Here is a 14,688-nt window from a genome sequence, read left to right as displayed (position 1 = left end):
TACAACCAAAGACGATGACGGATGATTACGCGGCCTGCTCGGCCCCCAGCAGATCCAGGAACTCCTGGGGATCCTGGGTGCTGGCCAGACGGTCGACGAGACCGGGCTCATCCAGTGCATTGGTCAGGCGGGTTATGACCTGTATGTGTTCATCGTTGCGGGCGGCAATGCCGATGACCAGGCGCGCCACTTCATCGGCGCCCTCGCCGAAGGCGACTCCGGCCGGGTACTGGCAGATGACGATGCCGGTACGCTTCACGTGCTCCTTGGCGGCGATGGTGCCGTGGGGCACGGCGATGGATTCGCCGAGGTAGGTGGAGACCAGCTGTTCGCGCTCCAGCATGGCGTCGACGTAGTCCGGTGCCACATAGCCTCGCTCGGCCAGCAGCTTGCCGGCGGTCACGATGGCCGCTTCCTTGCTCTCGGCCTTGAGGCCCAGGTGCACGTCCTGCAGGCTCAGGGTGAAGACTTCCGGCTCCTGCGGCTCGTAGCTGTCGTCGTTGGCCGCCACCAGCAGTTGCGGGTTGGCGACGTCATCGTTGGCCGCGTTGGCCAGACTGAGGTTCTGCACCAGCTCCTGATAGAGGGCGTTGTCGAGGAAGTTGGTTAGCGAAATGTGCTGTGCATGCGGCGCATGGCGACGGGCACGGTCGGTGAGATCCTTGTGGGTGATGACCAGATCCACCTGATCGTCCAGGTTGTTGATGGCACGGTTGGTGACGCTGATGTCGAGACCGGCGGCCTGCACCCGCTTGCGCAGCATGCCGGCGCCCATGGCGCTGGAGCCCATGCCCGCATCGCAGGCGACGACGATGTTGCGCACTGCGGTCAGCTCGGTTTCCGGCTTCTTGGCGGCGGTGGTCTCGGGCTTGGCACCCTTCATGGCCTTCATCTTGCGGGTGGCTTCACCCAGGGCATCGGCCTCGTCGGCTTCCGGCTGCTGGGCACGGACGAACACGGCGGCGACCAGGAAGGAGACGGTGGCGGAGGCGACGATGGAGAGCAGCACCCCGATGAGGGAGGCTTTCGGCGTCATCAGCAGCACGGCGAAGATGGAGCCCGGGGAGGCGGGGGAGACCAGACCGGCATTGAACAGGGTCAGGGTGAAGACCCCGGTCATGCCGCCGGCGATCACCGCCAGGATGAGGCGCGGGTTCATCAGCACGTACGGGAAGTAGATCTCGTGGATGCCGCCGAAGAAGTGGATGATGGACGCACCGGCAGCGGACTGCTTGGCGGCACCACGGCCGAACACCATGTAGGCCAGCAGCACACCCATGCCCGGACCCGGGTTCGCTTCGATCAGGAAGAAGATGGAGCGGCCCTGTTCGGTGGCTTGCTGGATCCCGAGCGGCGAGAAGATGCCGTGGTTGATGGCGTTGTTCAGGAACAGGATCTTGGCCGGCTCGACGAAGATGGAGGTCAGCGGCAGCAGGCTGTGGGCGACCAGGAAGTCGACACCACCGGCCAGGGCGCCGGAGAGCACCTTGACGAAGGGACCGATGACGAAGAAGGCGAGAATGGCGAGCAACATGCCGATGATGCCGGCGGAGAAGTTGTTCACCAGCATCTCGAAGCCGCTCTTGACGCGACCTTCCATCGCCTTGTCGAAGCGCTTGATGGCCCAGCCACCCAGCGGGCCGACCATCATGGCGCCCATGAACATGGGGATGTCGGTCCCCACGATGACGCCCATGGTGGTGATGGCACCGACCACGGCACCCCGGTCACCCCCGATCAGCTTGCCGCCGGTATAGCCGATGAGCAGCGGCAGCAAGTAGGTGATCATGGGGCCGACCAGCTTGGCCAAGGTTTCATCGGGCAGCCAGCCAGTGGGGATGAAGAGGGCGGTGATGAAGCCCCAGGCGATGAAGGCGCCTATGTTGGGCATGACCATATTGGACAGGAAGCGTCCAAAATTCTGTATCTTGACTTTGGTATCCGGTGATAACATGTCGGGACCCCGTTTTAAGCCTGTGTGATTAAAAGTGGTAGTCGGGATGACGAGTTTTGCCGAACTCCCATCCCAGTCGTCTAAGCAACTTCAATCTACCAGCTTGTGATCAAATTAGGCTGAAAACGGGGTGTCTTGTGACCTGGATCTCAAATGCCCCGACCTCCCCCCTCCCGACATAGTGATGACGATCACAGTCAGTCGCTGTATTTCGGCTACATTTCGATCTTCTCGCTTCTGGGTGTCAATTTTTTGTGATTGACGTCTCGTTTTGTGGTTTGCGCAAATGCGGTGTCAACGTGACTGTCGTCACAAAATCAAATTTTGCACTCAAATGAGTCATGGTTTGTCGCCTCGTATTCGCAAGTAATGACGATGGATATGCCGCAGTTCATCGTTAATCATCAATGAATCATTTATTTTGTAACCCACTTTCAGTTTTTTCCCCCGAGAGGATTGGTTCCGACAAGGCCTCTTGTGACGCCGAGGGGTGGATCCTGAGCCGCTCCCGTCTCGCACCTCCCTGCCGGTAGCGACGCAGGCAGGGGCCTGCGAGCGGGTCTCCCATCCCGTCTGCCCGCGGAGCGCAACCATAAAAAAAGCCCGCAGGATGCGGGCTTTTGCAGAGCAGACAAGCAGGGGGATCACTGCGCCTTGGGGGCCTCGTCGGCAGGCGCTGCATCGGCCTCGCTGGCAGGGGCGATCGGCGCCGGACCCGGCACCAGATCCACCGCCGGCTTGGCGATGAGGGAGCGGGTCTCTTCCACCGCCTCGGTCAGCTTCACCTCGATGATCTGGCCGAGCTCGTAGACCACCTCGGTCTTGTCCAGATAGACGCGACCGTTGTCCCAGTTGCACTCCAGCCGATCCTTGTTGTCCAGGATATGGCGGGCGGGCATGAAGACCACGGCGCCGTTCTCCTGCAGGCGCAGCTTGAGGCCGGCGCGCATCACGTCGATGATCTCGGCGTTGAACACCTTGTCGGTGCCCGCATCGGCCTTGAGGTAGCGCACATAGAGCCAGTCGCCGATGTCGCGCTCCACCATGCGGTGCAGGCGGCGGCAGGCAGTCAGGTGCTCGGTCAGCTCCAGGCTGGGGCGCTCACCCGGGGTCTTGCCGGCGATGACCGCCTTGAGCAGGCGATGGTTGACCATGTCGCCGTATTTGCGGATGGGGGAGGTCCAGGTGGCGTAGGCATCCAGACCCAGGCCGTAGTGGGCGCCCGGTTCGGCGGACATCAGGGCATAGCTCTGGAAGCGGCGGATCTTGCCGTCCAGCCAGCGGGTGTCCAGGTTGTCTATCCAGCGGCGCAGGGCGCAGAAGCCGGAGAGACTCGCGATCTCTTCCTTCTCGAACGGGGCCTCGGCGGTCTTGAGCAGCTCGATGGCGCCGTCCAGGGACTCCTCGTCAAAGCCGGTGTGGACGTTGAAGATGCCGTAGCCGACCTCTTTGCCCAGCACGCGGCCGGCGCAGATGTTGGCGGCGATCATCGACTCTTCCACCATGCGGTTGGCGATGCGGCGCGGCTCCACGTGGATGGCCAGCACTTCGCCGTCTTCACCCAGCTCGAAGTCGTAGTCGGGTCTGTCCGGGAACACCAGGGCATGCTCGGTACGCCACTTGATGCGGGCCTCCGTCATCGCCTTCATCAGGGGCAGCTGGGCCAGGACGCCGGCGTCGATATCCAGCGCTTTGCCGTGCTCGGCCCAGTCGGAGACGTCGTCATAGCTGAGACGGGCATGTGAGACGATGCGGGCGGCGAAGAACTCGGTCTCCTCCAGCAGCAGGCCGTCCTCGGCGATGAGCAGACGGGCGCACAGGGTGTTGCGCTCCTCGCCCTCTTTCAGGGAGCAGAGCTCGTCGGAGAGGGTGCGCGGGATCATGGGCACGTTGCGCCCCGGCATGTAGACGGTGAAGGCGCGCTGGGCGGCCTCCTTGTCCAGCTCGCTCCCCTCGGCCACATAGGCGGTCGGGTCGGCGATGGCCACCAGCAGCTCCCAGCCGTTCTCCAGCTTGGTGATGGCCAGGGCATCGTCCATGTCCTTGGTCTTGGCACCGTCGATGGTGAAGAAGGGAACCTGGGTCAGATCCCGGCGGGGCAGCTCTTCCTCTTCGATCACCTTCCACTCCGGCAGGTCCGCCGGTTCAATCTGGGCCAGGTTGTGGCGCGCCAGCACCACCCACCAGGGCACGTTGTGATCTTCCTGGGTGGCGATGAGCTGGGTGATCTCGGCGGAGAAGTTGCCGTCCACCAGGGCATGGCGCTTGAGGGTGGCAACCACCCAGTCCCCTTCCTTGAAGGATTTCTCGTCCAGACCCTTCTTGGCGCGGGCCTTGATGGCGTCCTTGATGAGGGGGTGGTCGGGCACCACGTTGAGGCGGTCGCGGAACATCTTGACGCGGCCGACGAAGCGGGTGACGGCCTGTTCCAGCAGGGCATCCGGCTCGGCCACCTCTTTCTCTTTTTCAGTGCGGATCAGGGCGCTCACCCGGTCACCGTGCATCACCTTCTTCATGTAGGGAGGCGGCACGAAATAGCTGGTCTTCTCATCGACCTCCAGGAAGCCGAAGCCCCGATCGGAGGCGCGGATCACACCCTCTTTCTTGGGGATGTTTTCGCGGATTTGTTGCTTGAGCTGGGCCAGCAGCGGATTGTCTTGGAACATAAATGGGGAACCTGAGTGGAGACCTGATGGTTAATCGCCCAGCACTATACGTTTTTACCCCCCCAAAGCCAAGGTGAATGGCCCCCTCAACGGGGTTGCAGTGCCCGTCGCCCCTGCTGGATCAGGCGCTGGGATATCTGCTTGTGCAGCCCCCGCTCCAGCACCCAGCGGTGCCAGTAGAGCTGCTCGACCAGGTGGTGATCCGGGTTGAGATCGAGCAGGCGCCCCTCTTCCAGTTGCTGGCGGATCTGCAATTCCGGGATGAGGCAGCAGGCCAGCCCCTGCTCCGCCATGGCGACGAAGGCCTCGGAGGATCGCACCGTGTGGCAGGGGTAGCCACCGGGGGGGAGGGCGAAATGACGGGCCATGTAGCTGATGTGCATGTCGTCGCGCTGATCGAAGGCCACCGCCGGCGCCTTGGCCAGGGCTGCCGCCGTGAGGCCGTTCGGGAAGTGGCGGGCGACGAAGGCGGGGCTGGCGGTGAGCAGATAGCGCATCTCGCCGAGTTCGTCGACGCAGCAGCCCGCCAGCGGCTGGGGTTGCAGGCTGACGGCGCCGAACGCCTGCCCCTCGCGCACCCGGTCCAGGGTGCGGCTCTCGTCATCCACCAGCAGGTTCAGCTCGATGGGGTATTGCTCCAGCAGTGGCGCCAGGGCGGGCAGGAACCAGGTGGCCAGGCTGTCGGCATTGACGGCGATGCTGACCCGGATGGGGGCCCTGGGCTCGTCGGGGGAGAGCTCGCCGGCCAGCTCCAGCTCCAGCTGGCGCACCTGGCGATAGTGGGCCAGCAGCTTCTGGCCGAGCCCCGTGGCCTGCAGCGGCTGGCTGCGGATGATGAGCGGCTCCGCAAACTGCTGCTCCAGCTGCTTGATGCGCTGGGAGATGGCGGACTGGGTAATGTGCAGGCGCTGGGCGGCACGCTCGAAGTTTTGCTCCCGGATCACCGCGTCCAGGGCCAGCAGCAGCTTGTAGTCCAGCGTCTTCATCAGCATTCCTTATGAAAAAAGGGAGTTCAGCAAGAATGCTACTCAAGGGAGCGCCAGAGGACAACCTGACAGCCCCCATGGAGGGGGCCGGTGCCCGGGGCCGCCCCTGTGAGATGTGACAGTAGTCCTGACATGAGATTCATAAGATACTCATCCGGTCCGTTTTTGCATGGGGTGGAAACGGACCATAGCGAGCGTCTTGAATCCCGGGCCGGTCCCGGGACTTTTTTTGCTCAGATGACGGCGAGCAGTGCATCCCCCGCCGGCCGGTAATGGCCCTGCAGGGGGCGATGGACGGCGCGGTCGAAACGCTCGTCCAGGTGGAAGCGGATGCCGACTCCGCGCACGGCCCCCAGATCCACCGCCTGGCGATGGCCGAGGCGCTCGATGGGCAGGCCGAGGCGGCGGAAGATGCGCTCCACCGGCAGGCTGACCACGGCCACCAGCTCGCGGATCCCCTGCTCCCTGGCGAAGGCCAGCACCTCGCGGAAGATGACGCAGGTGAGTTCGCTGATGCCGTTCTCCAGGCGAGGGGCCCGGTCGGCGTCGATGGCGAGGCGGGTCAGCTCCCACACGTCGTTGCCGCGCGGCGGGGCTTCGCCAGCGAGGGCGGTGGGGAAGATGCTGGGCAGCATGTAATCCTGGGCGCAACTGAGCAGGCGGATGCAGCCGCACAGCCCCTGCTTGTCTTCAATCAGCACCCAGTGGGTGTCGGGCTTGTCGAAGTTGTCCCGCTCCAGGCCACGGCGGGATTCCACGTCCCAACCGAGTCGATCGGAGAAGACGCGGTTGCGAAATCGGTAGAGCTCGTTTTCGACCTCCCATCTGGGGTGTTCTTTCAATTTTCCTTTGAAAACAAGCATTCATGTCTCTCCATTTCATGGTTAGGCGCTATAATCCAAGGCCTTGGCCAGGGGAGGCTTGCCTATGACACGCGACCAACTGCTTGAGTACCTGGAACATTTCACGCTGGTGACCGATGGCAACCGGCTGTCCGAGCTCATCGGCCGCTTCACCCTGGGAATGGGTTACGACTACTACCGCTTCGCCCTCATCCTGCCCATGTCGATGCAAAGGCCCAAGGTGGTGCTGTTCAACCAGTGCCCCGACTCCTGGGTACAGGCCTACACCTTGAACAACATGCTGGCCTGCGATCCCATCATCCAGCTCGCCCGCAGGCAGACCCTGCCCATCTACTGGAACCGGCTGGACGAGAAGGCGCGCTTCCTGCAAGAGGGGAGCATGGATGTGATGGGGCTGGCGGCGGAATTCGGGTTGCGCAACGGCATCTCGTTCCCGCTGCACGGGGCGGCGGGGGAAAACGGCATACTCTCTTTCATCACCCGGGAGCGGGCATCGAGTGATCTGATGCTGGAGTCCTCGCCCATCCTCTCCTGGATGTCCAACTACATCTTCGAGGCGGCGATCCGGATCGTGCGCCAGAGCATGAGGGAGGACGATCCCCAGGAGCCCCTGACGGAGCGGGAGACCGAGTGCCTGTTCTGGGCCAGCGAAGGGAAGACATCGGGGGAGATCGCCTGCATCCTCGGCATCACGGAGCGCACCGTGAACTACCACCTCAATCAGGTCACCCGCAAGACGGGGTCGATGAACCGCTACCAGGCCATCGCCAAGGGGGTGAGCAGCGGCATCCTGCTGCCGAACCTGGAGCAGGTGGTGGTCACCAACTTCCCCTCCCTGCTGCAGTGAATACAGGCCCGGCGGCACCGGCTCATCGCCTGGCATCCCCTCTGTCGCCATCACCGCTGTCCTGCGCCGTCCCATCCTGCCGCCGATTCTCGGGGCGGGGCTGTGACCCCACAATTGTCAGATCCTGCAATTGACAACCTTCTTTGTGTGGTTTCGGCCCGGTTTTCATCAGTTTTATGAATGCATCAGAAAATGAATGAATTTCTCTGATTACCCGCGCCCCCTTATAGTGCGTTTCTCTCTTTCACAGGAACGCATCCCCATGTTCGCCACCACCCTGCAAGGCTTTACCCTCGGCCTTGCCATGATCATCCCCATCGGGGCCCAGAATGCCTTCGTGCTGAGCCGGGGCATTCACCGCAATCACCACCTGCTGACGGCGACCCTCTGCTGCCTGTGCGATCTCGTGCTGATCGGCATCGGGGTGTTCGGCGGGGCCAACCTGCTGGCGGCCAGCCCGATAGGCCTGGCCCTGCTGACCTGGGGCGGCGTGCTCTTCCTCGGTTGGTTCGGGGTGCGCTCCCTGCGCAGCGCCTGGCGCGGCCAGGAGGCGGCCCTGGCGGACTCGCCCCGGTTGATGGGGGTCAAGAGCGTGCTGGCCATGACCCTCGGAGTCACTCTGCTCAACCCCCACGTCTACTTGGATACCCTGATGTTGCTTGGCTCCTTCGGCAGCCAGTTTGCCGAGGAGCTCAGACCCGCCTTCGCGGCGGGGGCCATGCTGGCTTCTCTGGTCTGGTTCTACGGACTGGCGTTCGGGGCGGCGGCACTCTCCCCTTGGCTTGCCCGGGGCCGGGTGCAGCAAGCCATTGATCTTGTTGTAGGTCTCATCATGCTGGTGCTGGCGGCCAAGCTGGCATTGGGTGCCATACCGGCCTCATGAGGCTATTTTTGTGCCGGGCTTCATAAAAATGAGTCCCGGTGCCATCTGCTGACATATTCGTCTGTTAAATTCCCGGCGCTGGTAAAGCGTTACTCATAATAAAAGGGAAAAAACAGTGAATAACACCATGAAGCTGGGGGCTATTGCCGCCATCGTGCTGCTGTCTGCCTGCAGCAACGAGAATGACAGCAAGGCGCAGCCGGGGACCGTCTCCCTGCGCCTGATCCAGACCTCCGACATCCACTCCAACGTGCTGGGGTACGACTACTACCAGAACAAGGAGGATCGCAAGTTCGGCCTCTCCCGCACCGCCCTGCTGATCCGCGCCGCCCGCGCCGAGAACCCCAACAACCTGCTGCTCGACAACGGTGACCTCATTCAGGGCACGCCGCTGGCGGACTACATCTTCGAGCAGTCCGGTGCCGGCTACCTCGAGAAACAGGCGCACCCGGTGTTCAAGGCGATGAACGAGCTGGGCTACGACGCGGGCAACCTGGGCAACCACGAGTTCAACTACGGCCTGGACTACCTTGGCAAGGTGCTGGCGGGAGCCGACTTCCCCTATGTGAACGCCAACGTGTTCGAGGCGGGGGCCTTCAAGCGCGATGCCAAGGGACAGATTGACTGGAGCGGCAACAAGTTCACCCCCTATCTGCTGCTGGAGCGCGAGGTGACCGATGACAAGGGCCAGCGCCAGCGCGTCAAGGTGGGCATCCTGGGTCTGACCCCGCCCCAGGTGCTGCAGTGGGACAAGCGTCATCTGGAGGGCAAGGTGGTGGTGGCCGACATGGTCGAGACCGCCAATCACTATGTGCCCGAGCTGCGCGCCAAGGGCGCCGACATCGTGGTGGTGGTGGCTCACACCGGCATCAATGCCAGCAGCTACGAGGCCATGATGGAGAACTCCGCCTGGCATCTGGCCAAGGTGAAGGGGGTGGATGCCCTGATGCTGGGCCACGCCCACAAGAACTTCCCCGGGGACTTCCCGGATCTGCCGGAGGTGGACAACCAGGCCGGTACCCTGAGCGGCATTCCCACCGTGATGCCCGGCTACTGGGGCAACCACCTCGGCATCATCGACCTCAAGCTGGAGCAGGTGGACGGCAAGTGGCAGGTGAAGCAGAGCCAGGCCAGCCTGCGCAAGATAGACGCCAGCGAGGGCAGTGCGGTGGATCAGCGGGTGGTGGACCTGGTGCAGGCGGATCACGACGCCACCAACCAGTGGCTGGACGAGCCGCTCGGCAAGATCACCTCCCCCATCCACAGCTTCTTCGCCCTGGTGCAGGACGACCCCTCGGTGCAGCTGGTGAGCGATGCCCAGCGCCGCCACGCGGAGCAGTTGCAACAAGACGGCCTGCTCAAGGAGTCCTACCCGATCCTCTCGGTGGCGGCCCCCTTCCGTGGCGGTCGCAACGGCATCAACGACTTCACCTACGTGGCCCAGGGTGACATCTCCCTGCGCAACGTCTCCGACCTTTACATCTATCCGAACACCCTGCAGGTGGTCGAGGTGAACGGGGCCACCGTCAAGGAGTGGCTGGAGATGAGCGCCGGCCAGTTCAACCAGATCGACACCGGCAAGACAGAGGTGCAGTGGCTGGTGAACGAGAGCTTCCCCACCTACAACTTCGATGTGATTGACGGGGTCAGCTACGAGGTGGACATCACCCAGCCGGCCCGCTACAGCAAGGACGGGGTCAAGGTGAGCGACGGCCAGCGCATCAGCGGCCTCACCTTCAACGGCCAGCCCGTGGACCCGGCCCAGAAGTTCTACGTGGTGACCAACAACTACCGCGCCAGCGGCGGCGGCCACTTCCCGGGCATCGACGGCAGCAACATCGTCCATGAAGATCCCTTCGAGACGCGGGAGATCATCGCCCAGTACCTGAAGGCCCAGTCTGCGGACAACCCGGCTGGCTTCAGCCCGGCGGCCAACAACAACTGGCACATGAAGGCCCTGCCCGCCAACGTGGACGTGCGCCTCTACTCCTCGCCGACCGACGAGGCCAAGGCCCTGGCGGGGGCTGATCTGTCGTACCAGTCCACCCTGCCGATGGATGACGCCAAGCACCCCGGCTACGCCATCTACCGCCTGATCCGCCAGTAAGGCAGACGCTGGCAGCCAACAAAAAAGCCCTCGCAGTGCGAGGGCTTTTTCATGGGGCGCGGTGCCATCCTGTCCTGTCGTCTGGACTTGCCCGGTCGACGGGGCGGGAGGGCATCAGTAGTAGCCGGGATCGTCCGGATTGGGGCGGGTCTTGAAGCGGCGGTGCAGCCACATGTACTGCTCCGGTGCCTTGCGCACGGCGGCTTCAATCTCGCGGTTGGCGCGGCTGGCATCCGCCATGTCGTCACCGCTCGGGTAGTCCGCGAGCGGGGCCCCGATATGCAGGGTGTAGCCCTCCCGGGTGCGGATGTTGTAGCAGGGCAGGGTGACGGTGTTCTTCACCCGGGCCAGGGTGGCGGTCCCCGTGATGGTGGCGGCCTGCTCCACCGCGAAGTAGGGCACGAAGACGCTGGCATGGCTGCCGTAGTCGTGATCCGGTGCATACCAGAGGGCGTCGCCGTTGCGCAGCGCCTTGATCATCCCCTTCACGTCCATCCGGTCCACCAGGTATTTGTTGGAGGCGCAGCGACCGTGGTACTGGGCGTACTCCAGCACCGGATTGGTGTTGGGGCGATAGACACCGACCCCGGGGCGCACCAGGCCGAAGCAGCGGGCATTGAGCTCCAGCGTCAGGAAGTGGCAGGAGAGCAGCAGCATCCCCTGGCCCTTCTCCATGGCGTTGATGACGTGCTCTTCCCCTTCCACCTTCATCAGGCGGCGCATCCGCCAGTCTGGCCAGAACCAGGCCATGCCCACCTCGAAGATGGCGCAACCCACGCTCTCGAAGTTCTGCACCAGGAGGGCTTCGCGCTCATCCCGGCTGAGCTCGGGCATCGCCAGCTCCAGGTTGCGGCGGGCAATCTTGACGCGGGATTTCAGCAGCTTGCGGGCCAGGGTGCCGAGCTGGCGGCCCAGCCACATCTGACTGCGCCAGGGCAGCAACACCAGCAGCCAGAGCAGGGAGAGGCCCAGCCAGCTCCCCCAGTAACGGGGATGGAACAGACGGGGTTCGAGGCGGGGAGCGTGTTCTTGGGCCATGAAGAGTCTCTTGTTCGCAAAGGCAAAGGGGGGAGTCCGACCGAACCGGGGGGCCCGTGTGGGGTGGCCCGGCGCGGATGCGGTCACTCGCATGTCGAGGATTCTATCCGAAAAGCGGGGGCGGGCGCGAATCGCCGTCATCTGGTCAGAGGGGGCGTCAGGGGGCAGGGCCGTGCTTTTTTCACGCCCCGGAAAAGAGTGTGATAAAATCGGCCGCTGAATTTTTCAGGTTTTGAGAGCCGATACAGATGAAAATCACCCTGCCCGAGTTTGAAAAAGCCCGCATCCTGGTCGTTGGCGATGTCATGTTGGATCGCTACTGGCATGGCCCTACCGGCCGGATCTCCCCCGAGGCGCCGGTCCCCGTGGTCAAGGTCGAGCACATCGAGGAGCGTCCGGGTGGCGCCGCCAACGTGGCGCTCAACTCCGCCGCCCTCGGCGCCCAGGCCGTGCTGCTGGGCCTGACCGGTCAGGATGAAGCCGCCGATGCCCTCGCCAGCCAGATGGCCGGAGTCAAGGTTGCCTGTGATTTCGTGCGCCTGACCGACTATCCGACCATCACCAAGCTGCGGGTGCTGTCCCGCAACCAGCAGCTGCTGCGCCTCGACTTCGAAGAGGCCTTCCACGACGTGGATGCCAGCCTGCTGATGGGCAAGGTGGAGCAGGCGCTGCCCCAGGCGGACGTGATGATCCTCTCCGACTACGGCAAGGGCGCCCTCAACGACGTGCCCGGCATGATCCGGCGTGCCCGCGCCGCCGGCATCCCCGTGCTGGTCGACCCCAAGGGGACCGATTTCGAGAAGTACCGCGGTGCCACCCTGCTGACCCCCAACATGTCCGAGTTCGAGGCCGTGGTGGGCAAGGTGAAGGGGGAAGAAGATCTGGTCGCCAGGGGGCTGGAGCTGGTCAAGCGCTTCGAGCTGGACGCCCTGCTGGTCACCCGTTCCGAGAACGGCATGACCCTGATCCGCGAAGGGCAGCCCGAGCTGCACCTGCCGGCCCAGGCCCACGAGGTCTATGACGTCACCGGTGCCGGTGACACCGTCATCTCCACCCTGGCGACTTCCCTTGCCGCAGGCAAGAGTCTGGACGAGGCCTGCGCCCTGGCCAACACCGCCGCCGGCATCGTGGTCGGCAAGTTGGGGACCTCCACGGTGAGCCCGGTGGAACTGGCCAACGCCCTCTACACCGAGCAGGAGACCGGCTTTGGCGTCATGTCCGAGGCCCAGCTCAAGGTGGCCGTCCAGGCCGCCCGTCTGCGCGGCGAGAAGGTGGTGATGACCAACGGCTGCTTCGACATTCTGCACGCGGGTCATGTCTCCTATCTGGCCAATGCGGGCAAGCTGGGGGACCGCCTGATCGTGGCGGTGAACACCGACGAGTCCGTGCGTCGCCTCAAGGGGCCGGGTCGCCCGGTCAACCCGACCGAGCGCCGTATGACTGTGCTGGCGGCCCTGGGTGCCGTGGACTGGGTGGTCCCCTTCAGCGAAGACACTCCCCAGCGTCTGATCGCCGAGATCCTGCCAGACCTCCTGGTCAAGGGGGGCGACTACAAGCCCGAAGAGATCGCCGGTTACGCCGAGGTGACCGCCAATGGCGGCGAGGTGCGGGTGCTGAACTTCGAGGACGGCTGCTCCACCACCGACATCATCAAGACCATCCGCGAGCGCGGATAAGCGTAAAACCCGGCCAAGGCCGGGTTTTTTGATGGGGCTGCCGGGTCGGTGACATGGCCGCTGCCTGGCAGGCCCCGACCAACGCACTTCCAGCGGCGAACAGAGATGAAAAAGGCGACCCCGGGGTCGCCTTTTCTCATGGTGTGCGCCTGGCTCAGGACTTCTTGGTGACCTGGGCGGCGGGCATCAGACCCTGGTTCACCTCTTCCAGATCCTTCTGCTCCAGGATGCCGGCGGCCTGCTTGAGGGAGAGGATGCTGAGGATGTAGTTGTAGCGGGCCTCGGAGAGCTTCTGCTTGGCCTGATACAGCTTGCGGGTGGAGTCCAGCACGTCGACGATGGTGCGGGTGCCCACCTCGTAACCGGCCTCGGTCGCCTTCAGGGCGCTGTCGGCGGAGATGACGGACTGGCTGTAGGCGCGGACCGAGCCGATGCTGGCGTTCACGTTGTTGTAGGAGGAGCGGACCGTGCTCTGCACCGAGCGGAAGCTGCGCTCGAGCTGTTCGCTGGCGGCCACGTAGTTGAACTGCGCCTGCTTGACCTGGGAGGTGGTGGCCCCGCCGGTGTAGATGGGCAGCTTGAAGTTCAGGCCGATGTTGCCCTGATTGCTGTTGCTCTCGGGGTTGCGGATCTCGTCCTTGTAATCGTTGTAACCGGCGTTCAGGCCGGCGCCCAGATCCAGGGTCGGTTCATGACCGGTCTTGGCCAGATCGATCTGCTCCTTGGCGATGTCCTTGCCGATGCGGGCGCTGTGCAGCTCCAGGTTCTTGTCCAGGGCCAGTTCCAGCCACTTGTCGGAGTTGAACGCGGTCTTCTGCGGGCTGAAGCGATCGGTGTTGAGCACGTCCAGTTGACGGTGGTCGATACCGGTCAGCTCGCGCAGGCTCTCGTAGCTGTTGTCCAGGGTGTTCTCGGCATTGATCTCGTCCGCCAGCGCCTGATCGCGCTCGGCCTCGGCCTCGTGCACGTCGGTGATGGCGGTCAGGCCCACTTCGAAGCGCTGCTGGGTCTGTTCAAGCTGACGCTCGACCGCGGTCTTGTTGGCACGCACGAATTCCAGGGTATCCATGGCCTTGAGCACGTCGAAGTAGGCCTGGGCGGTACGCAGCATCAGGTTCTGGTACTCGAGGTTGTAGGCCACGTCGGACTGGGTGGCGCTCTTCTCGGTCAGATCCAGGTTGACCCAGTTGCTGCGACGGTAGATGGATTGATCCAGGGTCACGGAGCCGGTAGCGCCCGTGTTGGTCATGGTGTCGTTCTTGTTTTGCAGGTAGTTCAGGCCGGCACCCAGGTTGATCTGGGGCAGCAGGGCTGCACGGGATTCGTTGATCTTCTCGAAGGCCTGGTCCCGCTTGGCCTTGGATTCCAGCAGCTGGGTGTCCTTGATCTGGGCCTGTTGGTAAATATCGAGCAGGTTTTCGGCATGAGCGGCGCCGCTCACACCCAGCATCACCATGACTGACAAGAGTGTTCTTTTCATATGATAGTTTTAACCTTTTGTATCAACCCAAAGCTGTCCGCTGGATGAAGGGGGGATTGTCACCGACCAAGCTTGATTTCAGCTTAACCACTCTACTATAAGCAGATTTCATTGCGAACTGTCTCTTTTCCAGCTGCGGAAACGTCAAGGTCCGGGGCGAGTTTTCTCGGCAACGCGCCTAGCCAAAT

The 14,688-nt window shown here is 63.4% G+C and carries 10 protein-coding genes; 4 read left to right on the top strand and 6 right to left on the bottom strand.

Going from position 1 to position 14,688, the window contains the following annotated elements:
* Nucleotides 1-25: 25 nt before the first annotated feature.
* The 4 genes from AB5Y59_RS10115 to AB5Y59_RS10100 form a co-directional block, all read right to left on the bottom strand.
* Nucleotides 26-1,954: a PTS mannitol transporter subunit IICBA gene (locus tag AB5Y59_RS10115; RefSeq protein WP_368211923.1), complete on the bottom strand. Its 1,929-nt coding sequence runs from the start codon at nt 1,952-1,954 to the stop codon at nt 26-28.
* Between the two features lie 644 nt (nt 1,955-2,598).
* A complete protein-coding gene (locus AB5Y59_RS10110; RefSeq protein WP_368211921.1) occupies nt 2,599-4,620 on the bottom strand; it encodes an exoribonuclease II in 2,022 nt (673 codons plus the stop codon).
* Between the two features lie 86 nt (nt 4,621-4,706).
* Nucleotides 4,707-5,606, bottom strand: coding sequence for a LysR family transcriptional regulator ArgP (locus tag AB5Y59_RS10105; RefSeq protein ID WP_010672764.1), 900 nt, complete (start codon nt 5,604-5,606; stop codon nt 4,707-4,709).
* A 233-nt stretch (nt 5,607-5,839) separates the two neighbouring features.
* Entirely contained in the window at nt 5,840-6,469 is a 630-nt protein-coding gene (locus tag AB5Y59_RS10100) for an acyl-homoserine-lactone synthase (RefSeq protein ID WP_029313613.1), read from the bottom strand.
* Between the two features lie 64 nt (nt 6,470-6,533).
* Between AB5Y59_RS10100 and AB5Y59_RS10095 the strand changes: the two genes are divergently transcribed.
* The 3 genes from AB5Y59_RS10095 (at nt 6,534) to AB5Y59_RS10085 (ending at nt 10,306) form a co-directional block, all read left to right on the top strand.
* Nucleotides 6,534-7,316, top strand: coding sequence for a LuxR family transcriptional regulator (locus tag AB5Y59_RS10095; protein WP_010672766.1), 783 nt, complete (start codon nt 6,534-6,536; stop codon nt 7,314-7,316).
* A 262-nt stretch (nt 7,317-7,578) separates the two neighbouring features.
* Nucleotides 7,579-8,199, top strand: a complete 621-nt coding sequence (gene lysE, locus AB5Y59_RS10090) for an L-lysine exporter (protein ID WP_039039761.1) — start codon at nt 7,579-7,581, stop codon at nt 8,197-8,199.
* A gap of 127 nt (nt 8,200-8,326) precedes the next feature.
* Complete coding sequence (locus tag AB5Y59_RS10085; protein ID WP_164882624.1) at nt 8,327-10,306, top strand: bifunctional 2',3'-cyclic-nucleotide 2'-phosphodiesterase/3'-nucleotidase; 1,980 nt, start codon at nt 8,327-8,329, stop codon at nt 10,304-10,306.
* Between the two features lie 114 nt (nt 10,307-10,420).
* Here AB5Y59_RS10085 and lpxL read toward each other — a convergent pair whose 3' ends face one another.
* Nucleotides 10,421-11,344: an LpxL/LpxP family Kdo(2)-lipid IV(A) lauroyl/palmitoleoyl acyltransferase gene (lpxL, locus tag AB5Y59_RS10080; RefSeq protein WP_010672769.1), complete on the bottom strand. Its 924-nt coding sequence runs from the start codon at nt 11,342-11,344 to the stop codon at nt 10,421-10,423.
* Between the two features lie 248 nt (nt 11,345-11,592).
* On the opposite strand from lpxL, the gene hldE reads away from it, so the two are divergent.
* The gene (gene hldE, locus AB5Y59_RS10075; protein WP_039039759.1) at nt 11,593-13,020 is read left to right on the top strand and encodes a bifunctional D-glycero-beta-D-manno-heptose-7-phosphate kinase/D-glycero-beta-D-manno-heptose 1-phosphate adenylyltransferase HldE; all 1,428 of its coding nucleotides are present in this window, start codon (nt 11,593-11,595) and stop codon (nt 13,018-13,020) included.
* A gap of 154 nt (nt 13,021-13,174) precedes the next feature.
* Here hldE and tolC read toward each other — a convergent pair whose 3' ends face one another.
* Nucleotides 13,175-14,500: an outer membrane channel protein TolC gene (gene tolC / locus AB5Y59_RS10070; RefSeq protein ID WP_029313618.1), complete on the bottom strand. Its 1,326-nt coding sequence runs from the start codon at nt 14,498-14,500 to the stop codon at nt 13,175-13,177.
* Between the last annotated feature and the right edge of the window lie 188 nt (nt 14,501-14,688).

Source organism: Aeromonas sp. s10, assembly GCF_040907975.1.
Classification (GTDB): domain Bacteria; phylum Pseudomonadota; class Gammaproteobacteria; order Enterobacterales; family Aeromonadaceae; genus Aeromonas; species Aeromonas caviae.
Note: the sequence above shows the minus strand (reverse complement) of the source record. Positions and strands in the feature narration are given on the sequence as shown.

Excerpts from the sequence above, each read along its gene's own strand:
- AB5Y59_RS10115 (WP_368211923.1), bottom strand. The coding sequence starts at position 1,954 with ATGTTATCACCGGATACCAAAGTCAAGATACAGAATTTTGGACGCTTC.
- AB5Y59_RS10110 (WP_368211921.1), bottom strand. The coding sequence starts at position 4,620 with ATGTTCCAAGACAATCCGCTGCTGGCCCAGCTCAAGCAACAAATCCGC.
- AB5Y59_RS10105 (WP_010672764.1), bottom strand. The coding sequence starts at position 5,606 with ATGAAGACGCTGGACTACAAGCTGCTGCTGGCCCTGGACGCGGTGATC.
- AB5Y59_RS10100 (WP_029313613.1), bottom strand. The coding sequence starts at position 6,469 with ATGCTTGTTTTCAAAGGAAAATTGAAAGAACACCCCAGATGGGAGGTC.
- AB5Y59_RS10095 (WP_010672766.1), top strand. The coding sequence starts at position 6,534 with ATGACACGCGACCAACTGCTTGAGTACCTGGAACATTTCACGCTGGTG.
- lysE (WP_039039761.1), top strand. The coding sequence starts at position 7,579 with ATGTTCGCCACCACCCTGCAAGGCTTTACCCTCGGCCTTGCCATGATC.
- AB5Y59_RS10085 (WP_164882624.1), top strand. The coding sequence starts at position 8,327 with ATGAAGCTGGGGGCTATTGCCGCCATCGTGCTGCTGTCTGCCTGCAGC.
- lpxL (WP_010672769.1), bottom strand. The coding sequence starts at position 11,344 with ATGGCCCAAGAACACGCTCCCCGCCTCGAACCCCGTCTGTTCCATCCC.
- hldE (WP_039039759.1), top strand. The coding sequence starts at position 11,593 with ATGAAAATCACCCTGCCCGAGTTTGAAAAAGCCCGCATCCTGGTCGTT.
- tolC (WP_029313618.1), bottom strand. The coding sequence starts at position 14,500 with ATGAAAAGAACACTCTTGTCAGTCATGGTGATGCTGGGTGTGAGCGGC.